Origin of the sequence: Aggregatibacter sp. oral taxon 458 str. W10330 (assembly GCF_000466335.1) — a bacterium.
Taxonomy (GTDB): Bacteria; Pseudomonadota; Gammaproteobacteria; order Enterobacterales; family Pasteurellaceae; genus Aggregatibacter.
Window position 1 is genome coordinate 58,904 of record NZ_KE952627.1, and the last position, 23,826, is coordinate 82,729.

General features: G+C 44.0%; 17 protein-coding genes and 1 pseudogene. 4 read left to right on the forward strand and 14 right to left on the reverse strand.

The genetic code is table 11. The features are described 5' to 3' along the window. Window positions 1-3,396 carry an exodeoxyribonuclease V subunit gamma gene (gene recC / locus HMPREF9065_RS00535; RefSeq protein WP_021617049.1) on the forward strand — a complete coding sequence of 1,132 codons (3,396 nt, stop codon included), beginning with the start codon at window positions 1-3 and terminating at the stop codon, window positions 3,394-3,396. A gap of 2 nt (window positions 3,397-3,398) precedes the next feature. Here the strand turns inward: recC and rimI are convergent, their stop codons facing one another. Both rimI and HMPREF9065_RS00525 read right to left on the reverse strand, forming a co-directional pair. Continuing rightward, complete coding sequence (rimI, locus tag HMPREF9065_RS00530) at window positions 3,399-3,842, reverse strand: ribosomal protein S18-alanine N-acetyltransferase (RefSeq protein WP_021617050.1); 444 nt, start codon at window positions 3,840-3,842, stop codon at window positions 3,399-3,401. 12 nt (window positions 3,843-3,854) lie between these two features. Continuing rightward, window positions 3,855-4,295: a DNA polymerase III subunit psi gene (locus tag HMPREF9065_RS00525; protein ID WP_021617051.1), complete on the reverse strand. Its 441-nt coding sequence runs from the start codon at window positions 4,293-4,295 to the stop codon at window positions 3,855-3,857. A 67-nt stretch (window positions 4,296-4,362) separates the two neighbouring features. On the opposite strand from HMPREF9065_RS00525, the gene rsmC reads away from it, so the two are divergent. After that, window positions 4,363-5,367 carry a 16S rRNA (guanine(1207)-N(2))-methyltransferase RsmC gene (gene rsmC, locus HMPREF9065_RS00520; RefSeq protein WP_021617052.1) on the forward strand — a complete coding sequence of 335 codons (1,005 nt, stop codon included), beginning with the start codon at window positions 4,363-4,365 and terminating at the stop codon, window positions 5,365-5,367. 85 nt (window positions 5,368-5,452) lie between these two features. Beyond that, window positions 5,453-6,873 (forward strand): annotated as a pseudogene (locus tag HMPREF9065_RS09755) (sucrose-specific PTS transporter subunit IIBC). A gap of 190 nt (window positions 6,874-7,063) precedes the next feature. On the opposite strand, the gene serS reads toward HMPREF9065_RS09755, so the two are convergent. Continuing rightward, a complete protein-coding gene (gene serS / locus HMPREF9065_RS00515; RefSeq protein ID WP_021617055.1) occupies window positions 7,064-8,371 on the reverse strand; it encodes a serine--tRNA ligase in 1,308 nt (435 codons plus the stop codon). A 308-nt stretch (window positions 8,372-8,679) separates the two neighbouring features. Here serS and HMPREF9065_RS00510 point away from each other — a divergent pair, with 308 nt between their 5' ends. Beyond that, window positions 8,680-10,347, forward strand: a complete 1,668-nt coding sequence (locus HMPREF9065_RS00510) for an anaerobic C4-dicarboxylate transporter (protein WP_021617056.1) — start codon at window positions 8,680-8,682, stop codon at window positions 10,345-10,347. 559 nt (window positions 10,348-10,906) lie between these two features. Here the strand turns inward: HMPREF9065_RS00510 and lpxC are convergent. The 11 genes from lpxC to murF form a co-directional block, all read right to left on the reverse strand. Further along, window positions 10,907-11,824, reverse strand: coding sequence for a UDP-3-O-acyl-N-acetylglucosamine deacetylase (gene lpxC, locus HMPREF9065_RS00505; RefSeq protein WP_021617058.1), 918 nt, complete (start codon window positions 11,822-11,824; stop codon window positions 10,907-10,909). A gap of 8 nt (window positions 11,825-11,832) precedes the next feature. Next, window positions 11,833-13,104 carry a cell division protein FtsZ gene (ftsZ, locus tag HMPREF9065_RS00500; protein ID WP_021617059.1) on the reverse strand — a complete coding sequence of 424 codons (1,272 nt, stop codon included), beginning with the start codon at window positions 13,102-13,104 and terminating at the stop codon, window positions 11,833-11,835. 84 nt (window positions 13,105-13,188) lie between these two features. Next, on the reverse strand, window positions 13,189-14,469 hold the full coding sequence (gene ftsA, locus HMPREF9065_RS00495) for a cell division protein FtsA (protein ID WP_021617060.1): 1,281 nt from the start codon (window positions 14,467-14,469) through the stop codon (window positions 13,189-13,191). Window positions 14,470-14,491: 22 nt separating this feature from the next. Further along, entirely contained in the window at window positions 14,492-15,259 is a 768-nt protein-coding gene (locus HMPREF9065_RS00490) for a cell division protein FtsQ/DivIB (protein ID WP_021617061.1), read from the reverse strand. Next, window positions 15,256-16,185, reverse strand: coding sequence for a D-alanine--D-alanine ligase (locus HMPREF9065_RS00485; protein WP_033002793.1), 930 nt, complete (start codon window positions 16,183-16,185; stop codon window positions 15,256-15,258). The genes HMPREF9065_RS00490 and HMPREF9065_RS00485 overlap by 4 nt, the downstream gene beginning before the upstream one ends. Before the next feature lie 12 nt (window positions 16,186-16,197). After that, the gene (gene murC, locus HMPREF9065_RS00480; protein WP_021617063.1) at window positions 16,198-17,628 is read right to left on the reverse strand and encodes a UDP-N-acetylmuramate--L-alanine ligase; all 1,431 of its coding nucleotides are present in this window, start codon (window positions 17,626-17,628) and stop codon (window positions 16,198-16,200) included. A gap of 59 nt (window positions 17,629-17,687) precedes the next feature. After that, window positions 17,688-18,752: an undecaprenyldiphospho-muramoylpentapeptide beta-N-acetylglucosaminyltransferase gene (gene murG, locus HMPREF9065_RS00475; protein WP_021617064.1), complete on the reverse strand. Its 1,065-nt coding sequence runs from the start codon at window positions 18,750-18,752 to the stop codon at window positions 17,688-17,690. 45 nt (window positions 18,753-18,797) lie between these two features. Next, entirely contained in the window at window positions 18,798-19,988 is a 1,191-nt protein-coding gene (gene ftsW, locus HMPREF9065_RS00470; protein ID WP_021617065.1) for a putative lipid II flippase FtsW, read from the reverse strand. 18 nt (window positions 19,989-20,006) lie between these two features. Further along, window positions 20,007-21,323: a UDP-N-acetylmuramoyl-L-alanine--D-glutamate ligase gene (gene murD / locus HMPREF9065_RS00465; protein ID WP_021617066.1), complete on the reverse strand. Its 1,317-nt coding sequence runs from the start codon at window positions 21,321-21,323 to the stop codon at window positions 20,007-20,009. Window positions 21,324-21,363: 40 nt separating this feature from the next. Next, window positions 21,364-22,449 carry a phospho-N-acetylmuramoyl-pentapeptide-transferase gene (gene mraY / locus HMPREF9065_RS00460; protein ID WP_021617067.1) on the reverse strand — a complete coding sequence of 362 codons (1,086 nt, stop codon included), beginning with the start codon at window positions 22,447-22,449 and terminating at the stop codon, window positions 21,364-21,366. Next, entirely contained in the window at window positions 22,443-23,822 is a 1,380-nt protein-coding gene (gene murF, locus HMPREF9065_RS00455; protein WP_021617068.1) for a UDP-N-acetylmuramoyl-tripeptide--D-alanyl-D-alanine ligase, read from the reverse strand. Before murF ends, mraY begins: the two co-directional genes overlap by 7 nt. Window positions 23,823-23,826 lie beyond the last annotated feature (4 nt).

Below are 23,826 nucleotides of genomic sequence, written 5' to 3' on the forward strand. Positions count from 1 at the left end.
GTGTTTACTGTTTATCATTCGAATCAACTTGAGGTGCAAAAGGACATTCTCGTTGAATTAATTCAACGTCAACCGCTGAGCAATCCATTACAGCCGGAAACCGTGCTGGTGCAAAGTCCGGGCATGGCACAATGGTTACAGTTACAAATCGCTGAGCAAAAAGGCATTGCAGCAAATTTTGCGTTTCCGATGCCCGCCAGTTTTATTTGGCAACTTTATGCCGAAAACTTGCCTGATGTGGCGCAAAGTAATCAGTTTAATAAAAATGCCATGATGTGGCGCTTGATGCGTTTAATTCCTCAATATTTAGAGCAAGAGGCTTTCCATCCTTTACGCCATTATCTGGCGCACTCTGTTCAATCGGAGCAATTTAAACTCTACCAACTTGCCGGAAAGATCGCGGATTTATTCGACCAATATTTGGTTTACCGCCCGGACTGGATTGCCGCTTGGGAAGCGAACCAAGAGGCAGATATTCATCATCAAATTGAAGCTCAATCCAATTTCAATAATGATCGTTTATCGGCACAGATTGAACAAAATATCGCATGGCAGGCAAGCTTGTGGCGGGCTTTAGTGCAGGCGGTAAAAACAGAAACCGGATTGGATTTGGTACAACACCGAGCGCATTTACACCAATTATTGTTAGAAAAACTCCGTAAAAATCGACCGCTCTTTTTACCGGAACGTCTTTTCATTTTCGGTATTCCGGCGTTGCCGAAAGCCTATTTAGAAATTTTTCAAGCCATTAGCCAATATTGCGATGTGCATCTGTTCTTCAATAATCCTTGCGAGGAATATTGGGGCGACATTGTGGATCCAACATTTGTTGAAAAATTAGCACTACGCACTCGTACCGATTATTTCAACCAGGTTAATAAACCGTTGTTATCCGCAGAACAAATTGCGCAGGCTGAGCAGCAATGGGAAGTGACCTATGCACAAGAAAAATTGCAAGTCGGCAACCCATTGTTGGCTTCATGGGGAAAATTGGGACGCGATTTTTCTTATTTATTAACGCAGTTGGAACCGAATGAGATTTCTGCCTATGCGGAGATTGAACCGAAGAATTTATTGAGTCAAATTCAACATCAGATTTTGCACCTTATACCGAGTGGCAGTGAGCCGTTAAACTATCAAGAAAATGACCGCACTTTAACCTTCCATTCTTGTCACAGCACGATGCGGGAAGTGGAAGTCTTGCAGGATTATCTGCTGCATTTATTACAAGAAAATCCCCATTTGACCCCAAAAGACATCATCGTGATGGTGGCGGATATTGATAAATACACGCCTTATATTCGCGCGGTTTTCGGGCAACATGCTACGCCGCAAACTGCCATTCCATTTTCTATTTCAGATAACAAATTATCGGAAAATGATGTGGTTATTGCCGGTTTCCTCTCTTTATTGCAGCTCAAAGAAAGTCTTTTCAGTGCAGAAGACGTGTTGGCGCTGTTAGATGTGCCGGCAATACGCCAACGCTTTAATATTGAATTGCAGGATTTGGCGCAAATTCGAGATTGGGTGAAAAATGCCGGCGTGCGTTTTGGTTTAGAGAAACAAAGTGAAGAACCTCATGGTGAGGTGCAAAGCAACTATAATTCCTGGCAAGCCGGTTTGGAACGTATGTTGTTGGGGTATGCCTTACGGGAAGAAAATGGTATTTGGCAAGACAGTCTTGGATTGGACAACAGTTTCGGCTTAAAAGGTCAGCTGGCAGGGCAACTGGCTGAATTTATCGCCGCATTATCAGATTGGTTCAAAACGTTGCAACAGCGCTATTCCGTGGCGCAATGGCAACAACATTTGTTGACCTTAACGGATCGTTTCTTTGCCGCGACAACGGAAACCGAAGAAACCTTATTTTATATTAAAGACGTGATTCAGCAATTTGCAGAACAGTTACAGGACGTGCATTTTGACGAGCGCTTGGCCGTTGATGTTGTGGCGGATGTCATGAGTGGTGCGTTAGAAGAAAACCCAAATCACTACCGTTTTTTAGCCGGCAAAGTGAATTTCTGCACGTTGCTGCCGATGCGTTCTATTCCGTTTAAAGTGGTCTGCCTGCTCGGTATGAATGACGGTGAATACCCACGTCAACAGCCACCAAATAGTTTTGACTTAATGCAGTATCACCGCATTAAAGGCGACCGTGCGCGCCGTGATGATGATCGTTACTTGTTCCTTGAGGCTTTGCTGTCTGCGCAAGAATATTTGTATATCAGCTACATCGGACGTTCTATTTCAGACAATCAAGAACGTGAGCCCTCCGTATTGGTGAGCCAGTTGTTGGATTACATCGTGGAAAATCTGCCGGATGAAGGCAAGGATTGGCGGGCATTGCTGGTGCAACAACACGGCATGACGGCATTCAGTCGAAAAAACTTTGAAAAAAACGACCGCACTTTTAGCCCTTCTTTTGCGCAACAATGGTTGCCTTTGGTGAATTCGCAATCCAATCAGGCATTGTCGGATTTCATTCAACCGACAATAGCGCAGGAGGGTTTCGAACAAGAAACAGAGATTGAATTTTCTCGTTTGGTGGCGTTTGTGAAAAATCCGGTGAAATTTTTCTTTGAGCGTCGCCTTGGTGTGAATTTTTCCGAACAGGAAGAAAGTATCGCCGACAGTGAAAATTTCGTTTTGAATAATGGCTTAGAGAAATACCTGATTCATGCGGACTTGGTCGATGTCGATGAACACCAAATTGACGCGTTTTTTGATCATTTAAAGGTGAAAGGCGTATTGCCAAGAGGCGAATTTGCGACACTCTATGCCCATAAATTATTGGATGAAGTGGAAGAATTTAAACACTATATTGCCGATTATGTGGAACAAACGCCACAAAACCGTTTTGTACAAATGACCTTGCCAACGGCATACGGTAATATCACCTTATCAGGCAATATCTCCCATTTATATGGCGACCCGTTACAGCGTGTGACTTGGCGCATGGCAACAGTCAAAGACAAAGATCGTATTGAAGCTTGGTTATATCATTTATTGTTGTGTGCCACGCAGCCACAGCCGACGGAATCCATTTTTCAAGGCAAGGACAAACGCGAGATCTTTCAAGTGGTGTCTCAACAGGATGCCCTTACGCAACTGCAAATTTATGTAGAAAGCTATTTAGCCGGGCTGTCGCAATTACAACTGATTCCAACACAGGGCATAGAGGCATACCTAAAACAGATTGTTCACGAAGATGAAGTGGGTGTTGATAAGTGTTTAGCACAGTTAATAAAAATTGCTGAAGGGGATGATTATTCCCGTGGCGATTTATATTGGCAACGCGTGCTGGTACAAACGCAGGAATTGGACTTGGCGTGGATAAATCAGCAGGTGAAAGCGTGGTTTGTGCCAATGTTGCAAGCGATTAAGAGGGAAAAATAGTCTTATAAATAGGCCGCCATGACCACGGCATTTTCCCGTTTCCCATCTGCTGTCGGATAATAGTTTTTGCGGATATCCACTTGATTAAAGCCCAGCGAATCATAAAGCGCTTGGGCTTTTTTATTGGATTCACGCACTTCTAACCACAATGTCAAAATGCCTTTTTGTCTGAGTTGGGTGATGAGCTCGTTTAAGAGCTGTCGTCCGAGTCCCAAGCCTTGTTTTTGCGGATCGATAGCAATATTAAACAGGGTGGCTTCATCTAACACGGTCTGACAAATAGCAAATCCGTAAATCTGATGTCCTTCGACGATCTTTAAATTGAGATAACGCTCGCCTTGGTTATTTTTCAGCGTACCTAAACTCCAAGGCACGGCGTGAGCAGCCTGCTCAATGGCATAAAGTGCGTCAAAATCTTGTGCTTCAATTGGCGAAATAGTTATCACGACAGATCCTTGTTATGCGGCATTGATGGAAGGGGATTGTTGAATGGTTTGCCAAAATTGACGTTTTGCCTGCGGATTTTGTTTAAATTCCTCAAGATCACCTGACTGCCACACATTTAACGGTTGTGGGAGAGATAAAGTGCGGTCATTTTCCGAGGTGTTTTGAGAAAGCAACCAATAACTAACTTTATGGTTAACTTGCAAATAAGCAAGCTGTTCAAAGGTGATGTTTAATACTTGCTCGCTATCCAGTGTCAAGCTGCGTAACACATCCTGCACAACAGGTTGTTGCAATAGATTTTGCTGACTGATGATCACCAGACGAATATGCTCGGCGACAGTGATATTCATTGCGCCTTTCAACGCTTCCGGGCGCACTAACTGCCATTGGCTAATGCCCATTTGTTGCAGTAATACATCTCGACGGGAGTAGGGTTGGCGCGTTTCTTGCATATCTAAAATCAATTCAATCCAGTATAATGGGCGCCCATTTTAACCAATAAGGCAGAGGATTAATAGCGTGATTTGTGCAGAAAGCGAAGTGTTGGAACGACATTTAGATTTTTTAACGGGGAAATCATTATTGCTTACCGGCGCGGTGAACGATGAGTTTCTTTCCGATTTACGACGCCAAGGTTTTAACGCCCGCGCTTGGAGTTGGTATTTTGATTACTCCAACCGAGAAAATCAAAAGCAACAAAGTGCAGTGGATTTTTCCCTCGAATTTCAACGCGAAGCCGATTTGATCCTGTTTTATTGGACGAAGAATAAGCAGGAATGCCATGTCCAATTAATGCAAATACTTGCCAAAAGCCCGGAGGGACAAGAAATTCTCATTGTCGGCGAAAATCGCAGCGGTGTGCGTTCTGCCGAAAATATGCTTGCGGACTTCGGCTATATTCACAAAATCGACTCTGCCCGTCGTTGTAGTTTGTATCATTTTCAGCTAAAAAATCCACCGCACTTTGAGCTGAATTCCTTCTGGAAATCCTACCAATCACCACAACTTGCCGATGTCACCGTATATGCGTTGCCTGGCGTCTTCAGCGCCGCCGAACTGGATGGCGGCACCGCATTATTGTTGTCCACGTTAAAAAATGTGTTGGGCGATGTACTGGATATCGGTTGTGGCGCCGGCGTGATTGGCAGTTACATTCAAAAACATCATCCGAAAACCAAGCTTGTAATGACGGATATTCACGCCATGGCGCTTGAATCGGCACAGCGAACGTTGCGAGAAAATCAGTTGCAAGGCACGGTGCTGGCAAGCGATGTGTTCTCTCATGTGGAAGGAAAATTTGACCTAATCATTTCTAATCCGCCGTTTCATGACGGCATTGATACCGCCTATACCGCCGTTAATGAATTGATTAAACAAGCAAAATGGCATCTTAAAACCAGCGGTGAATTGCGGATTGTGGCGAATGCGTTCTTGCCTTATGCCGACTGGCTGGATCAACATTTCGGCAGCCATGAGGTATTGGCGAAAAATAACAAATTTAAGGTGTATTCAGTGCGCGGATGAGTGAATCCTGCACTAAATTTTGCTGGCTCGGCAAAACCCTTTTAGCTAGAATTCTACCTATTATTTACTACTTCGGGAAAAGACTATGAACTTTCCTAAAATTGCGCAGCAAGTCATTGAGAAACTTGGTGGAAAAGAGAATATTGCAACCGCCGCACATTGCGCTACACGTTTGCGTATTGTATTGCACGACGAAAGCAAAGTGGACAAGGAAGGTGTTGATAACATTGAAGGTGTTAAAGGTCAGTTTGCCGTAGCAGGACAATATCAAATTATTTTTAGTTCCGGCACGGTGAATAAAGTCCACGCTGAATTAACCAAATTGCTGGGCATCGGCGATGTGAGTAAAGCGGAAGTGGCTGAAGCGGCAGGCGGTAATCAAAGTTTGTTGCAACGTTTGGTGAAAGGTTTAGCGGATATTTTCGTGCCGATCATTCCGGCCATCGTGGCAGGCGGTTTGTTGATGGGTATTTACAGCATGCTCACCGCTAAAGGGTTCTTTGTAGATGAACCAGTGTCATTGACATGCATCCTGAACTCAAAGATTTAGTGGATTTCATTAACACCATTGCGAACGCACCATTTGTATTCTTGCCCGTATTGCTTGGTTTCTCCGCCACCCGTAAGTTTGGCGGAAATCCATTCCTTGGGGCTGCATTAGGGATGTTATTGGTTCACCCTGCACTGGCTGACGGTTGGAACTATGCTTTAACGCTAGCTGAAGGCAAAATCCAATATTGGAATGTGTTTGGTTTGCAAATTGAACGTGTAGGCTATCAAGGCACTGTGATCCCAACCTTAATTTCCGCTTGGGTGTTGGCAACGTTAGAAAAAACGTTTCGTAAATTTGTGCCGTCTTATCTAGATAACCTGATTACCCCGTTATTTTCCTTATTTATCGCGGGCTTCTTGGCGTTTACTCTTATCGGCCCAATCGGACGTGAAGCAGGTTCATTAATCGCGGCAGGGTTAACCTGGTTATATGACACATTAGGTTTTATCGGCGGTGCTATTTTCGGTACCTTCTACGCACCAATCGTGATTACCGGTATGCACCAAACCTTCATTGCGGTGGAAACCCAATTATTGGCGGAAATGGCACGCACCGGCGGTACCTTTATTTTCCCAATTGCGGCAATGTCTAACATTGCGCAGGGCGCCGCCTGTTTGGGCGTGGCATTCGCGTTAAAAGATCCAAAAGTTCGCGGCTTGGCCATTCCTTCCGGCATTTCTGCGTTGCTGGGTATTACCGAGCCGGCCATGTTCGGGGTGAACTTGCGTTATCGCCAAGCCTTTATCGCTGCCATGATTGGCTCCGGTCTGGCGAGTGCCTTCATTGCTTTCTTTAACGTAAAAGCCATTGCTCTTGGTGCGGCAGGTTTCTTAGGTATTCCGTCGATTAAGCCTGATAGCCTTGCGATATATAGCATTGGTATGGCGATTTCCTTTATTGTGGCGTTCAGCCTTTCCACGATTTTAGTGAAACAGGCACAAGCCAAAGCTTAACAATAAAAAAATAGGCAACACCTCAAAAGATGTTGCCTATTTTTTTAGATCCAATTATCCATAAAAACCACCGCACTTTTCATGATACTACCTATGAGAATCCGCCCTTGAGGGTATTTCAGGCTGGTTTTTAACGAACAGACTCAAGTGCGGTGGTTTTATGTCTATTTTTTACAGCAAGTATTGTAGGCTATTTGCCAATCACCTCTAATCCGCCCATGTAAGGACGTAAAACCTCCGGTACGGTAATTGAACCGTCAGCATTTTGATAGTTTTCCAAAACTGCCACTAAGGTACGACCCACGGCTAAACCGGAACCATTAAGGGTGTGCACCAAGCGAGTTTTCTTGTCGCCTTTTGAACGACAGCGTGCTTGCATACGGCGCGCTTGGAAATCCCACATATTGGAGCAAGAAGAAATTTCACGGTACGTATTTTGCGCCGGTACCCAAACTTCTAAGTCGTAAGTTTTGCAAGAACCAAAGCCCATATCACCAGTGCAAAGCAACACTTTACGATATGGCAAGCCAAGTAATTGTAAGACTTTTTCCGCGTGGCCGGTAAGCTCTTCCAACGCTTCCATAGATTTTTCCGGCTCTACGATTTGTACCAATTCCACTTTATCAAATTGGTGCATTCGAATTAAACCGCGTGTATCACGTCCGTAAGAACCGGCTTCAGAACGGAAACATGGCGTATGTGCGGTCATTTTTAACGGTAAATTTTCCGCTTCTAAAATGTCACCACGCACTAAGTTAGTAACCGGTACTTCCGCTGTCGGAATCAATGCATAAGTGCGTTGCACTTCATTTGGGTCTTGCCCTTCTAGCGGTTTCGTGTGGAATAAATCTTCACTGAATTTAGGTAATTGACCTGTGCCATAAAGCGTATCGTGGTTCACTAAATAAGGCACATAAGCTTCCGTATAGCCATGTTGTTCCGTGTGTAGATCCAACATAAATTGCGCGAGAGCACGATGTAATTTGGCAATTTGACCTTTCATCACCACAAAACGGGAACCGGTTAATTTCACCGCAGAAGCAAAATCCAAGCCTTGTAAATTTTCGCCTAACGCAACGTGGTCTTTTACCTCAAAATCAAATTCGCGTGGTTCACCCCAACGGGATACTTCCAAATTTTCAGTATCATCTTTCCCCAAAGGAACTTCATCAGCAGGAATATTCGGGATGTTCAAGGCAATGTCATTTAAGGCATTTTGTACTTTTTCTAACTCAACTTTACCCTGTTCTAATTCTGCTGCCATGTGGTCTACTTCTTCCAACAACGGCGCAATATCTTCTCCACGGGCTTTTGCCGCCCCGATCGCTTTAGAACGCGCATTACGTTCTGCTTGTAACGTTTCGGTTTTTACCTGTAAGGCTTTGCGTTGTTCTTCTAGTTGCGTGATATTTGCCACATCAAGCGTAAAGCCACGTTTAATTTTTAATTTTTCTGCAACTTCAGCCAAATTATTACGAAGTAAATTCGGATCGATCATACTGTTACCTTTCTTCTTCTGTTTATTAATACTGCGTTAAAAACTGTGTTTATTCTATATCGTATTCAACTAATAAACTAGCAAAAACATGGACTAAAGTGCGGTTGAAAATCACCGTGTTTTTTCTCATTGCCCGCTTTTTTACAGGTTAGGCGAGAAGTGAATCGTCGCTATACGTTAAAAAATACGCCGATAAAAGTTTGATGTAACGCAAAAATTTTCCTAATTCTACTACTTAATAAGTAGCCTTAATGTTAGACTGGTGCTGGTTTTCTCATCACCAAATGAAATTATTTTCTGGAGTATCTATGGAATTTCTCATGAATTTAAGTGAAGGCACGCAATTTGCGATTCAACTTGCGATCGTCTTAATCTGTTTATTCTACGGTGCCAAAAAAGGCGGTATCGCTCTCGGTTTGTTAGGCGGTATCGGTCTTATTGTGTTGGTGTTCGGCTTCGGCATTGAACCGGGTAAACCGGCAATCGATGTGATGTTAACCATCCTTGCGGTGGTGGTAACATCTGCAACGTTACAAGCCAGTGGTGGCTTAGATGTGATGTTGCAAATCGCAGAAAAATTACTGCGTAAAAACCCGAAATATGTCAGTATTCTCGCTCCGTTCGTTACCTGTACCCTCACTATTCTTTGTGGTACCGGACACGTGGTTTATACCATGTTACCGATTATTTACGATATCGCGATTAAAAACGACATTCGTCCGGAACGCCCAATGGCAGCTAGTTCTATCGCCTCACAAATGGGTATCATCGCTTCCCCGGTTTCCGTTGCGGTCGTCACCTTAACGGCTTTCTTAGTGAATGCACAAAACCATTTAGCCGGCTTTGACGGTTACTTAGACTTATTAAAAATCACTGTGCCATCCACCCTTTGTGGTGTTTTAGCTATCGGTATCTTCAGCTGGTTCCGTGGTAAAGATTTAGACAAAGACCAAGAATTCCAAGAAAAATTAAAAGATCCTGAATTCAAAAAATATGTGTATGGCGACAGCGCTTCCCTACTCGATAAAAAATTACCACAATCCAGCTGGAACGCAATGTGGATTTTCTTCGGTGCCATTTTAGTGGTTGCCTTATTAGGTTATTTCAAAGAATTGCGTCCATCTTTTGAGAAAAGCACACCGGCTCAAGTGGTTGAAGTGCTTTCAGGCGATAAAGCAGTCAAGAGCTTTAACGTGAAAGACGGCAAAATTCTTGCCGTAGCCAAAGACGGTAAAGTTGCGCTTGATGTTAAAGACAACAAAACCAAAGCAAAAACCGCTTATGACAGCGTTGAAATTTACGACGACAAAGGTACATTAACCCAAACTGTTGTTTTACAAGATAACAATGTGGTTATTACTGCCGGCGACAAAACAGAAACCATTGAAAACGCGACAATCGGCTTAAAAGACACGGTGAAGAAAAAAGTCACTTTAGGCATGGTTCACGTTATCCAAATCTTCATGTTATTGGCCGGTTCATTAATCATCATCTTTACAAAAACCGATGCCGGCAAAATCAGTAAAAATGAAATCTTCCGTTCCGGTATGATTGCATTAGTTGCCGTATTCGGGATTTCTTGGATGGCAGAAACCATGTTTACCGTCCATACACCGATGATGAAAGCGGCATTAGGGGACGTCGTAAAAGCGCACCCTTGGACTTATGCTGTAATGCTGCTATTAATCTCTAAATTCGTTAACTCCCAAGCGGCGGCATTGGTGGCATTCGTACCACTTGCATTAGGTATCGGTGTTGACCCGGCAATTATTCTTGCCTTCGCAGCGGCTTGTTACGGTTACTACATTTTACCAACCTACCCAAGCGACTTGGCAGCGATTCAATTTGACCGCTCCGGTACCACTCACATCGGTAAATTTGTCATTAACCACAGCTTTATTTTACCGGGCTTAATCGGTGTAATTACCTCCTGTATCTTCGGTTATATCTTCACAACCCTGTTTGGATACTTGTAATTTAGAGTAGATTGAATCCCAAATAACAATCCGCACGTAAAACGTGCGGTTTTTAGGCTCCCCTATAAGGGTCTATACTTCACAACCCCCTCAAGGGGCTTGTGAAAACCGGTCACCGTGTTTATTTTCATATCACTATTTTAGTGAATCGTAGCGTGCAACTTGTTGCACGAAATCATGAATGCCCGAAAGAGTTAAATAACGTTCCGTGCGTTATTTGGTCGTGCATCAAGATGCATGCTACACATAAAATCGTGAATTACGCATCGAGGTTAATCATTCGTGCAACAAGTTGCACGCTACGACGGGTAAATAATCCTCCTATAATGTTGAATTTCGGTTGTCAGCCTTATTCATTATATCGCGAGGATTTTTCTGTTCATCGCTTAAAGCTATTTGGCTCCATATACGTTGCGTATGGTTTAAGCCAGACTTTGGCTGGCTATAATAAACAAGGCTACTTCATGAGAAGTAGCCTTGTTTATGTCGATTAACTGATAAAACGTGATACAAAAAAAAGCTATATTTCATTGAAATATAGCTTTTAAGAAAATATTTTTTAAATCAAAACTTGAGCAGGAGCAACATAACCTTCCGGAACTTGTTGTTTGTCTTCAAAGGTGACAAATTCCCAAGCGTCTTGATTATCTAATACCGCTCTTAACAATTTATTATTTAAACCATGACCTGATTTGTAGGCTTTGAAATCACCAATGATGTTATAACCACACATATACAAATCACCGATCGCATCTAACATTTTGTGACGTACCAATTCATCTTTAAAACGCAAACCGTCTTCATTCAAAATGCGGTAATCATCAAGCACAATGGCATTATCCAAGCTACCGCCTAAAGCTAAGCCTTGGGATTGAAGGTATTCAATATCCTTCATAAAACCAAAGGTTCTGGCACGACTAATTTGTTGTACAAAAGCCTGTGCAGAAAAATCCAACACATAATTACGTACATTTTTGCTAATTGCCGGGTGATTAAAATCAATCGTAAAATCTAAACGGAAACCGTTATAAGGGGAGAACTCAGCCCATTTATCACCATCTTCTACGCGTACTTTTTGTTTAATCCGAATAAACTTCTTCGGTGCATTTTGTTCTTCAATGCCTGCATCAAGTAATAAATAAATAAATGGACTTGCACTACCATCCATAATTGGAATTTCCGGTGCATCTACTTCAACAATCACATTATCAATACCTAATCCAGCCAATGCGGCATTAAGATGTTCAACCGTTGAAATACGCACACCTTGTTCATTCACTAAGCAAGTACAAAGCATTGTATCACGCACTGAATTTGCGTTAGCCGGGAATGTCACCGGCGGATTCAAATCAGTACGGCAATAGACCACCCCAGTATTCGGCATTGCCGGGCGCAAAATCAGAGTAACTTTGTTACCGCTATGCAAGCCAACACCGGTGACTTTAATGCTTTGTTTTAAGGTTCTTTGCTTAATCATAATACTCTCTATTTGTCATTATTACGCATAAAATCACGTACATTAAACAGTGAATCGACATTAGCAGGAATAGGTTTATCTTCCGGCTTTTGTTGACCACGTTCAGATACGTTATCTTGTGTTATCTGACCATAATTTGGCGCCCGAGTTCCCAAACTACCAAAGGCTGTACTAATCGGTTGAAGACCCGGTTGAGTATTTCCCTGTACTGTCTGAGGACGAGCAGGAATTTGAATTTCCGGCGTTTCAGGCTCGCCGATACCGGTCGCAACAATAGTTACACGAATTTCATCAACCATATCCGGCACTAATGTCGTACCGATAACCACGGTTGCCTCTTCCGAAGCAAACCCTCTCACGGTCTCACCTACAGCGTTGAATTCAGATAATCCTAAATCCATACCACAAGTAATATTAACTAAAACACCTTTCGCACCGGATAAATCCACACGTTCTAATAGATCGCTTTTCACGGCAATTTTTGCAGCTTCTTCAGCACGCCCTTCTCCTTGTGGACCTTGTGCTGCGCCAAAGCCAATCATCGCTTGTCCCATTTCTGACATCACGGTACGCACGTCAGCGAAGTCCACGTTAATCAACCCTGGAGAGGTGATCATATCGGAAATACCGGTCACAGAATTATTCAACACATCATTTGCGGCGGAAAATGCTTGTATCAATGTGGCATTTTTGGGCATTGCCTTGGTTAATTGCTCGTTAGGGATGATAATAAGAGAATCCACATATTTCGATAACTCTTTAATTCCCATTTCAGCAAACATCATCCGTTTCTTACCTTCGAATACAAACGGCTTCGTCACCACAGCGACAGTAAGAACACCTAATTCTTTTGCAATTTGAGCCACGATCGGTGCTGCACCGGTACCTGTACCACCGCCCATACCGGCAGCGATAAATACCATATCTGCACCTTCTAACATTTTACGAATGGCATCTTGATCATCTTCTGCTGCTTTACGACCGACATTTGGGTTTGCACCGGCACCTAATCCTTTCGTTGTATTCGCGCCGATTTGAACGGTTTGTTGGGCTTGACTCTTACGAAGCGCTTGAGCATCTGTATTCACAGAATAGAATTCAATCTTACCATGCTCATCGGTGTTAAATAGAGCATCGTCAGTAATCATATTACCGGCATTTTTTTGCTGCATATTTGCAACCATATGATTAATCGCGTTACCGCCGCCACCGCCAACACCGACGACTTTAATCAACGCACCACTCATTTCACCAAGATCGTAATCTACCGGCTCAAACATAATTACCTATTCTCCGTTAGTGCCGACAAATTATCGGCGTATTAAACCCAAATTGTTCATATTGTAGATGAAAAATCAAAATTCTCAAAATTCCGACCGCACTTTATTAAAAATTTTTTTCATGATATTGCCACAAGCACTTAAAAATCCGCTATCGGTATGTTCCTCATTGATTGGACCTTCATCTTCATTACTGTGTCCATATTGCAATAATCCAATGACTGTTGCATATTGTGGTTTATTGACGTAATCCGTAAGACCGGTAATATTTAACGGGCTACCAATACGCACTTGAGCATGAGTACCGAATACCTCGGCGGCACATTCTTTTAAGTCTTCAATTTGTGCGCCACCACCGGTGATGACAATGCCGGCAATAAGCTCACATTTCATATTTTTAGAATCTAAGTCCGCTTTTAAATAAAGAAGTTCATTTTTAACTAAACCTAATAATTCTTTATAGCGGGCAGATGTCACCATCGAAAGTTGTTCGCGAGTCAATGTGCGCGGACCACGCCCACCAATGCTAGAGACCTCAATTTTTTTATCCGCATGATGTTTCGGTGGACAGAATGCACTACCATGATTCACTTTAATGCTTTCAGCCTCCATTCTTGAGGTCGCACAAGCATAAGCAATATCATCGGTCACACGATTACCGGCGTAAGGAATCACCTTACTAAAGCGCAATGCCCCGTTAATATACACCATAATATCCATGGTGCCGGCACCGAAATCAATTAAGCAGACGCCCAAATCTTTTTCATCTTCAGTCAATACAGAATAACTTGAAGCCAAACCGGAAAAGACAATTTTCTCCACTTTTAATTTGCAACGTTCTACCGCTTTTTTCAGATTGTTTAGCCAATCCTGATGACAAGCAATTAAATGGGTCTGTGCTTTTAAGCGCACACCTTGCAAACCCAATGGATTTTTAATATTCATTTGCTTATCAACGGCAAATTCTTGTGGAATAATGTGCAACAAAGACAACCCTTCCGGCATTTTCACCGAACTGGCTGTGTGAATCGCAGAATCAATTTCATCTTGTGTAACTTCGCCTTCGGCAATCGGCACAAAGCCATTTTCATTTAGACTTTGAATATGTTCACCGGTAATGGCTAGCGTTACGCTCATAATACGGCAGTCAGCTACCGATTCAGCCGCTTCAATGGCGCGTTGAATTGAAGTCACTACTGCATTGAGATCCGTAATGCTTCCTTTATCAATTCCTTTAGAAGGGCAACTGCCGACACCAAGCACGTTTACCACGCCGTCAGGCAATACCTCACCCACCACGGCAACCACTTTTGATGTACCGACTTCCAATCCTACAATAGTCTTTGATTCCACAATTTTAGACATTTTTTAACTTCACTATTAATATTTAATTAGCATCCACCATGCCTACCGAAGCACCGGAGGCGTAACGTAAATCAACGTAAGATAATCGCTTATTTTCAGGAATTTCAATCTGTGGATAAATCGTAACGAAACGCTCGAGTTTGTTTTTCCAGTCGCCTCGCCCAAGTTTCAGTACCACATCATTATCTAATACGACTTTCCATGCACCACGCGCATCAATGGCAACCGCCTTTAAATTTAAGCCTTTTTGTTTCAAATCAGCATAAATTCTATTCCAGGCATCAAGCACTTTTTCACTTTGGAAATCCGGACCGGCTAGACGCGGGAGATGCGTATCTTTGAGTTTATTCATGGGCAGCTGGAAAACGACGCCATCATCAGAGAGAAAATCGCTTTCGTTCCAAATCGCAACAGGCTTATACTCTGTCACCCAAATGCTTAACTTATTCGGCCACATTTTTCGCACAACCGCCCCTTTTACCCAAGGCATTGTTTCAATTTGCTCACGAATAATGTCGGCATCCTGACCGAAAAAGCCTTTTAACCCACCCATTTTCAATAAAACATCACGCACATCCGCATCCGTCGTAAAGATTGGTGTACCGACTAATGCAAATGCACTGATAGGCTTACTATCTAATTTTTCTAGAAAACTTTGCCAATTTGAATAAGAATAGAACGCGACGCCAACGCATAATAGCACAAGTAATAATTTAATTTGCACAAAAACTTTTGATTTTGGCTCACCATATCTTATATTTTGTGTGGTTTTGCGTTTTAGTAAATTCATTCCGCACTCAACTCTAAAATTTTCTCAACCAACTGTTCAAAAGAATACCCGACCGTTGCAGCTGATTTTGGGAACAAACTGTGACTCGTCATACCAGGATTTGTGTTCACCTCTACCAGACGGAACTTTCCTTCCGCATCTGCCATCACATCAATACGGCTCCAACCACGGCATCCCACTACATCGTAGGCCTGCTTAACTAAATGGCGAAGCTCCTGCTCACGTTCATCGCTTAACCCTGCCGGACAAAAATATTGCGTATTATCAGAAATGTATTTCGCATCATAATCATAGAACTCACCTTCCGGCACGATTTTAATGGAAGGTAACACTTCGTTATTCAGTACCGGCACAGTAAATTCATCACCGGCAAGCCATTCTTCAATGAGTACGGTGCGATCAAATTTAAGCGCAAAATCCACCGCACTTTCTAACTCTTCAATCGCTTTCACTTTGGTTAACCCCACACTAGACCCTTCTAAAGAGGGTTTCACCATCAACGGCAAGCCGAGTTTTTTGACCACTGACTCAGGGTTTAAGGTTGCTCGATTTTCCACTGTCACGATTTCCATCTCAGCGACAGGCAGACCAAAGGCTTTCCATAACATTTTCGTGCGCATTTTATCCATGGTCAGTGCAGACGCCATCACACCGCAACCGGTGTAAGGAATACCGATTTGCTCCAACAACCCTTGCATCGTGCCGTCCTCACCACCGCGACCATGTAAAATATTAAACACACGATCAAAGCCTTGTTCTTTTAGTGTTGCCACCGGAAAAGTTTTCGGATCAATGGGGTGAGCATCATACCCCTGTTTACGCAACGCGTTTAATACGGCAGTTCCTGAATTTAAAGACACCTCACGTTCGGCTGAGGTGCCGCCCAATAATACGGCAATTTTTTCTTGTTTTAAGGTTTTACTCATCTCGCTATCCACTTATTCTTTTGTCCAACGTTCTACTAACTGGCGTGAAAGCTTACTCACGCTGCCGGCGCCTTGCGCCAAAATTAAATCGCCATCTTGAATAATTTGATCAAGCATATCTCCTAATTGTGTCGTATCAGACACCAAAATCGGATCCACTTTGCCAAGATTGCGAATAGAACGACATAATGCTTTACTATCAGCGCCCACAATTGGTGCCTCGCCGGCGGGATACACATCCAACATAATCAAGGCATCGACCTGAGATAAGACTTGCACAAAGTCATCAAATAAATCTCGGGTGCGGGAATAACGGTGCGGTTGAAAAATCATCACAATCCGTTTATTCTCCCAGCCTTGGCGTGCGGCTTGAATGGTGACGCCCACTTCCGTCGGATGATGACCATAATCGTCCACCAGCATCACTTTACCGTTCGGACGAATAAATTGCCCTAACTGATCGAAACGGCGACCAGCCCCTTGGAAATCAGCTAATGCGGCTAAAATCGCTTCGTTTTTGATGCCTTCCTCTTTAGCTACCGCCAACGCGGCCGTCGCATTTAAGGCATTATGGCGTCCCGGCACATTCAGCAAGACATCAATCCGTTCACCGTTCGGGCAAATCACCGTGTAATGGCCTTGGAAACCGGTTTGTTGATAATCTTCAATGCGATAATCGGCATTCTCACTGAAACCATAAGTAATCACCTGACGCCCAACTTGTGGCACCAAGCTCATTAAATCGGTATCATCGGCACATAGCACGGCTAATCCATAAAACGGCAAATTATGTAAGAAATTCACATAGGTTTGCTTCATTTCATCAAAATCACCGTGATAGGTATCCATATGATCCGGCTCAATATTGGTCACGATAGAAATCATCGGCTGCAAATGCAGGAAAGAGGCATCACTTTCATCGGCCTCGGCAATCAAATAACGGCTACGCCCTAAATGCGCATTCGTCCCGGCCGATTTCACCAAACCACCATTCACAAAAGTCGGATCCAAACCTGCTTCCGCATAAATCATAGAAACCATCGCGGTGGTCGTCGTTTTACCGTGCGTACCTGCCACGGCAATACCATGACGAAAACGCATTAATTCCGCCAACATTTGCGCACGTTGAATAACCGGAATGCGTGCTTCTTTTGCCGCCACCACTTCAGGGTTATCATCACGAATCGCAGATGAAATCACCACCACACTAGCACAGGTAATATTTTCTGCTTTATGCCCAATAAACACTTTGGCGCCGGCACAAGCTAAACGCTGAGTCACCGCACTTTCCGCAATATCCGAACCGGAAATATGATATCCCTCATTCAATAAAATTTCGGCAATACCACACATCCCCGCGCCACCGATACCGATAAAATGAATTTGCTTCACTCGGCGCATTTCCGGAATGATGTCTCTAATCTGTTGATGATAGTTATCCATGAATCTGTCCTTTTTACACGATCGCTCAAAACAGTTGAAAAAACGACCGCACTTTTAATTTAATTTGCCACGTCTTCAATCACGTCAGCGACCCGCTTAGCCGCTAACGGTGTTGCCTTACTTTTTGCCTTTAACGCCATGGCTAATAATGTTTCACGATCTGCCAACAATGGGGTTAACGCGTTCAACAGACGCACTTCGGTAAATTCCGGCTGCTCAATAATCAGCGCAGCCCCTGCATCCGCTAAATATTTGGCATTCAAAAATTGCTGACGGTCTTTATGTTGGAAAGGCACGAAAATAGCCGGTACACCGACTGCCGCCAATTCGCACACCGTCAATGCGCCCGAACGACAAATCACAATGTCCGCCCAAGCATAAGCTTCTGCCATATCATCGATAAATTCAGTCGCCACGCCATTTTGATTTGCCTGATAGATTTCCTCAATGCCTGCTAAATTGCCCTTGCCTACTTGGTGACGCACATAAATCTCCAAACCTTGGGCACTGAGTTTCTCTGCGACTTTTGGCACTGTTTGATTTAACACGCGCGCCCCTTGGCTACCGCCGACGACTAAAATACGCAAGGTTTTATCACGGGCAGCAAAACGTGTTTCCGGCGATTCGGTTTGAAATAAATCACGACGTACCGGATTTCCCACCACTTCAGCATGAGGAAACGCATTTGGGAAGGCTTGCAATACTCGAGCAGCAATTTTGGATAACCAATTATTGGTTAACCCCGCAATGGCATTTTGTTCATGCAATACCACCGGCACGCCGCAAAGTTTTGCCGCAATACCGCCTGGGCCCGAAACATAGCCCCCCATGCCTAATACCGCATTGGGTTGGTATTGTTGAATAATCTTACGCGCTTGACACACCGCGCGCAAAATCGCAAAAGGCGCCAATAATAAACTCTTGATGCCCTTGCCGCGTAAACCTGAAATTTGGATAAATTCAATGGGAATGCCATGTTTTGGTACGAGTTGGGCTTCCATTCGATCTTTGGTGCCCAGCCAGCGAATTTCCCAACCTTGCTGCTGTAATTCTTGTGCAACGGCAATGGCAGGGAAAACATGTCCGCCTGTTCCACCTGCCATCACTAATAATTTTTTACCCATCTCTTTTCTCTAAAAATATTTAAAAAACCGACCGCACTTTTGGGCCTAGTCATCTCGCAATCTTGCTTGACCACCACGCATGAGGCGATTTTCGTGATCAATGCGCAGAAGCATACCAATAGTCACCGACATAATGATAATACTGGAGCCCCCGTAACTGACGAGTGGAAAGGTAAGCCCTTTGGTCGGTAACATCCCCAGCGCCATCCCTAAATTCACAAAGCCTTGGAAGAAAATCCAAAAACTGATCCCGAAAGCCAAAAAGCCTTTAAAACGCTGTTCCAGAATTAAGGACTCACGCCCAATTTTCATGGCGCGGAAGACTAATAAGCCAAGTAGCGTAATAATGATAAAAATCCCCAAAAAGCCGAACTCTTCGCCCACAATCGCCATGACGAAGTCAGTGTGTGCTTCCGGCAAATATTCCAATTTCAATACGGAATTGCCTAACCCTTCCCCGAAAAAGCCACCACGACCGAATGCCATTAACGAGTTAGATAATTGGAAACCGGTGCCGTAAGGGTCTTTGAAAGGATCCATAAAGCCGGTAATCCGTTTTAGACGGTACGCGGATGTCAGCACCAACCACACAAACAGTAACAAGCCCACGCCAATTAACCCGATAAACTGCCAAAAGTTGGCACCTACGATAAATAATAGGCCAAAGGTGATAATAAATAAGACAACGGCACTGCCCAAGTCTGGTTGTACTAAAAGGAAACAGCCCATCACGCCCATCACGATAAAAGGCTTGAACGCACTTAATTTGCGACTCCGCACTTCATCATAACGTCGGGTAAAATAACTGGCGAGGAAACAGGTTAAGGCTAACTTGGCAAATTCCGCCGGTTGGAAATTAAATAAAACCATCGGGATCCAACGGCGTGCGCCATTCACTTCCCGTCCGATCCCAGGAATCATCACGAGAAAAAGCAACACCAAAGCCACGCCAAAGAGTTTAACATGCCATTTTTCCCACTTTTCCATGGGAATTTGTAGCGCAAAATAACAGGTCACACAGGAAAGGAGAATGTAAAGCACATCGCGCTTAGCAAAATAGAACGCATCACTATACAAACGGGTCCCCACCGGAATAGAGGCTGAGGATACTGCCAATAACCCAATTAATAGCAAGATTAAATACAACCAAAGCAACGTGCGGTCGTACAACGAACTGCTTGGCGTTACGGTGGTTGCTTGCACGCTACGCGCTTTAAACTGATCCCAAAATCCCATGTATTTTCCTCATCTGTCCTAACTTAGTGATGAGCTTAACTGTGCCAATCGCGTGAACTCTTCACCGCGTGCTTCAAAACACGGAAATTGATCCAAACTGGCACACGCCGGTGATAACAACACCATGTCGCCTGCTTGTAATTGCGGACGGATTGCCGCGATGGCTTGTTCCATGGTGTCGAATAAGCGACTTTGTGAGGTAAGATCCGCTAACGCTTTGCCATCACGGCCAAAGCAATAACAATAAATATGCGGCTGATTAATTAAGGTTGCCAGAGCTGAAAAATCTGCGCCTTTGCCATCGCCACCTAACAATAAATAGAGTTTCCCGGCGACCTGCAAACCGGTTAATGCAGCAACCGTACTACCGACATTGGTTGCTTTTGAATCATTGATCCAACGCACGCCGTGCGCCATATGCGCCACTTGGAAACGATGTTCCAAGCCACCGAACTCGCGAAGTGCGGTCTGAATTCCCAGCAAATTAATGCCGGCAGCTTGCGCCAAGGCAATCGCAGCCAAGGCATTCATGTAATTATGGCGACCGGTTAATTTCATTTCATCACAAGCTAAAATCACCTCATCATGCGCCATTAAATAGGTTTTCTGATTTTCGTTTTTCAACCAATAATCCGCATGATGTTCCGCAAAACTCACTTGTTTTTCCGGGTGTTGCGTAGTTGGCAGGGTGAGCGGGTCTTCTCCGTTAACCACCGCCGTTTGGCAATTATCGTAGATTTTTAATTTCGCCTGGCGATAATCCTGTAAATCCACGTAACGATTCATATGATCTTCTGTGACGTTCAACACTGTTGCCGCCACGGTTTTTAGCGAATAGGTGGTTTCTAACTGGAAGCTGGAAAGCTCCAAAACGTAAATATCATGCGATTGATTTAAGAGAGAAAGCGCAGGAATGCCGATATTACCGCCCATGCCAACGCTTAATCCGGCGGCTTTTGCCATTTCTGCTACTAAGGTAGTCACGGTGCTTTTGCCGTTGGAGCCGGTAATAGCCACAATCGGTTTATCCGCTTCTCGACAGAACAGCTCAATATCGCCGACGACTTCGACACCGGCTTGAAGTGCGGTCTGAATTTCAGGTGTTTTTACCGCAAGACCCGGGCTAATTACGATCAAATCGCTTTCTAACAGCCATTGCTGGTTTAAACTGCCGGTATGCAGAGGAATGGCTTTATCAAGTTGTTCTGCCCCTGCCGGTGCATTGCGCGTATCAATGACACGAACATCAGCATGTTTAGCGCGCAGAAAATCAACACAGGATAACCCTGTTTTGCCCAGTCCGATAACCGTGACTTTTTTATCTTGATATTGCATGAAATTCTCTCTCAAAAATGACCGCTCTTTTTTGGGGGGATTAACGTAGTTTTAAGGTCACTAAACCAATTAATACCAGCATTAAGGAAATGATCCAGAAACGCACAATAACACGTGGCTCCGGCCAACCTTTTTTCTCGAAATGATGATGAATCGGTGCCATCAGGAAAATGCGTTGTTTGTTACGCAATTTGTAGGAACCCACTTGTAAAATCACGGACAGGGTTTCCATGACGAACACACCACCCATGATCAGCAATAGAAATTCTTGGCGAACTAAGACGGCAATCACGCCTAACGCGCCGCCCAACGCTAATGAGCCGACATCGCCCATAAACACTTGCGCCGGGTAAGTGTTAAACCACAAGAAGCCAAGACCGGCGCCCACAATGGCAGTACAGAATACCACTAACTCAGCACTAAATTTAATGTACGGAATGTGTAAATATTCAGCGAAGTTAATGTTCCCGGTTGCCCATGCCACCAATGCAAATGCACCGGCGACCATGATGGTCGGCACAATCGCCAAACCATCTAACCCATCCGTTAAGTTCACGGCATTACTGGAACCGACAATCACAAAATAAGCTAATACAATATAGAAAATGCCTAGCTGAGGCATCACCGTTTTAAAGAACGGCACGACAAGGCGTGTCGCATCGGTATCTTGCCCCATGGCATACATACCAAACACAGCCACCAATGCCACCACAGACAGCCAAAAATATTTCCAACGCGCCACTAAGCCGTCTGTGCTTTTACGGGTAATTTTACGGTAATCGTCCACAAAGCCGACAGCGCCGTAGCCGAATAAAACGAACAAGCTAAACCAAACATATGGGTTTCTTAAATCCGCCCATAATAATGTGCTCACACCGATGGCAAAGAGAATCATGACACCGCCCATGGTCGGCGTCCCTTTTTTGGCAAAGTGACTTTCAGGGCCGTCATCACGTACGACTTGACCAAACTTCAGCAGTTGCAAGCGACGAATAACCTTCGGGCCGATCCATAAGGACAATAACAGTGCCGTGAGCAACGCTAAAATAGCGCGCACCGTAATGTAGGAAATGACATGGAAATCAGAATTGTATTTGGTGAGAAACTCAGCAATCCAAACTAACATAAAAAATTACCCTTTAATAAATCGATCACGTCTTCCATTTTCATACTGCGTGATCCCTTCACCAAAACAACGACTTTTTGTTGTGTTAATTGTTGTTTAATGATTGGTGTTAAATAAGCGACAAGTTCTTTTTTATCGGTAAAATGACGTCCCAAATTGACCGCACTTATGGCGGCACTGTCACGTCCAAATGAAATCACCAAATCCAATTTGGCAGCACGGGCGAACTCGCCCACGTCTTGATGACAAAGCGGTGTATTATCGCCTAATTCTGCCATATCACCAACAACAAAGACGCGAAATGCCGAATATTTTTGCAACACAGAAATCGCGGATTTCATGGAACCTACGTTCGCATTATAGCTATCATCGAGGAGCAAAAGATTTTCACAAGGGACAATCGGGAACAAACGCCCTTTCACCAAAGATGGCGTTTCCAACCCTTTTTTGACCTGCGCTAACGTCGCACCTACATTCATTGCCAGCGCCGTCGCGGCTAAGGCATTAGATACGTTATGTTCGCCTAAATATGGTGAGTGAATCTGCACATTGCCTTGTGGCGTGTGTAAGACGAAAGCCACCCCTTGTTCGGAAAATATAATGTTTTCAGCATAATAATCGGCTTGCGGATCATCGTAAGCAAAATATTGCACCGCATGATCACCAATCTCTGCCTGCCATTTTTGTGAATAGTTATGTGCCTTGTTAATAATAGCGACGCCATGCTGGGTTAATCCGCGGAAAATTTCACCTTTGGCGGTGGCAACCCCCTCAAGTGAACCAAAGCCTTCTAAATGGGCTGCCATGACATTATTGACTAACGCCACATCGGGCTGCGCCAAGGCGGTGGTATAGGCAATTTCACCAATATGATTGGCGCCAAGCTCAATCACTGCAAATTTATGTTTTTCGGTTAACCGTAATAACGTCAGCGGAACACCGATGTCGTTATTAAAATTGCCTTGAGTAAATAAAACGTCATCAAAATCCACCGCACTTTGTTGCAAGATAGCCGCCGTCATTTCTTTTACCGTAGTTTTGCCCGAAGACCCCGTCATCGCCACCACTTTCGGATTGATTTTTTCACGCAACCATTTGGCAAGCTGTCCTAGGGCAAGACGGCTGTCTTTCACAATTAATTGGGCAATATTGCCGTCTGTTGGATGTTCAACCACGGCGGCAACACAACCTTGTTCAGCCGCTTTCATAACGTAGTCATGTGCATCAAAATTTTCGCCTTTCAACGCAAAAAACAGACCGTGATTGACGGCTTTACGGCTGTCCGTACTCACGTTTTCGACAGTCACGTTGCCATCACCGATAAGTTGTGCCTCTAAAATGGAGGCGATTTGAGAGAGAGATAATGTAATCATAGTT

Bases quoted from the DNA above. Each gene is read 5' to 3' on its own strand.
- HMPREF9065_RS00510 (WP_021617056.1), top strand. From the start codon at position 8,680: ATGGAATTTCTCATGAATTTAAGTGAAGGCACGCAATTTGCGATTCAA.
- HMPREF9065_RS00525 (WP_021617051.1), bottom strand. From the start codon at position 4,295: ATGCAAGAAACGCGCCAACCCTACTCCCGTCGAGATGTATTACTGCAA.
- ftsA (WP_021617060.1), bottom strand. From the start codon at position 14,469: ATGTCTAAAATTGTGGAATCAAAGACTATTGTAGGATTGGAAGTCGGT.
- ftsZ (WP_021617059.1), bottom strand. From the start codon at position 13,104: ATGTTTGAGCCGGTAGATTACGATCTTGGTGAAATGAGTGGTGCGTTG.
- HMPREF9065_RS00490 (WP_021617061.1), bottom strand. From the start codon at position 15,259: ATGAATTTACTAAAACGCAAAACCACACAAAATATAAGATATGGTGAG.
- murD (WP_021617066.1), bottom strand. From the start codon at position 21,323: ATGCAATATCAAGATAAAAAAGTCACGGTTATCGGACTGGGCAAAACA.
- mraY (WP_021617067.1), bottom strand. From the start codon at position 22,449: ATGTTAGTTTGGATTGCTGAGTTTCTCACCAAATACAATTCTGATTTC.
- lpxC (WP_021617058.1), bottom strand. From the start codon at position 11,824: ATGATTAAGCAAAGAACCTTAAAACAAAGCATTAAAGTCACCGGTGTT.
- HMPREF9065_RS00485 (WP_033002793.1), bottom strand. From the start codon at position 16,185: ATGAGTAAAACCTTAAAACAAGAAAAAATTGCCGTATTATTGGGCGGC.
- ftsW (WP_021617065.1), bottom strand. From the start codon at position 19,988: ATGGGATTTTGGGATCAGTTTAAAGCGCGTAGCGTGCAAGCAACCACC.
- murG (WP_021617064.1), bottom strand. From the start codon at position 18,752: ATGGGTAAAAAATTATTAGTGATGGCAGGTGGAACAGGCGGACATGTT.
- murC (WP_021617063.1), bottom strand. From the start codon at position 17,628: ATGGATAACTATCATCAACAGATTAGAGACATCATTCCGGAAATGCGC.
- serS (WP_021617055.1), bottom strand. From the start codon at position 8,371: ATGATCGATCCGAATTTACTTCGTAATAATTTGGCTGAAGTTGCAGAA.
- murF (WP_021617068.1), bottom strand. From the start codon at position 23,822: ATGATTACATTATCTCTCTCTCAAATCGCCTCCATTTTAGAGGCACAA.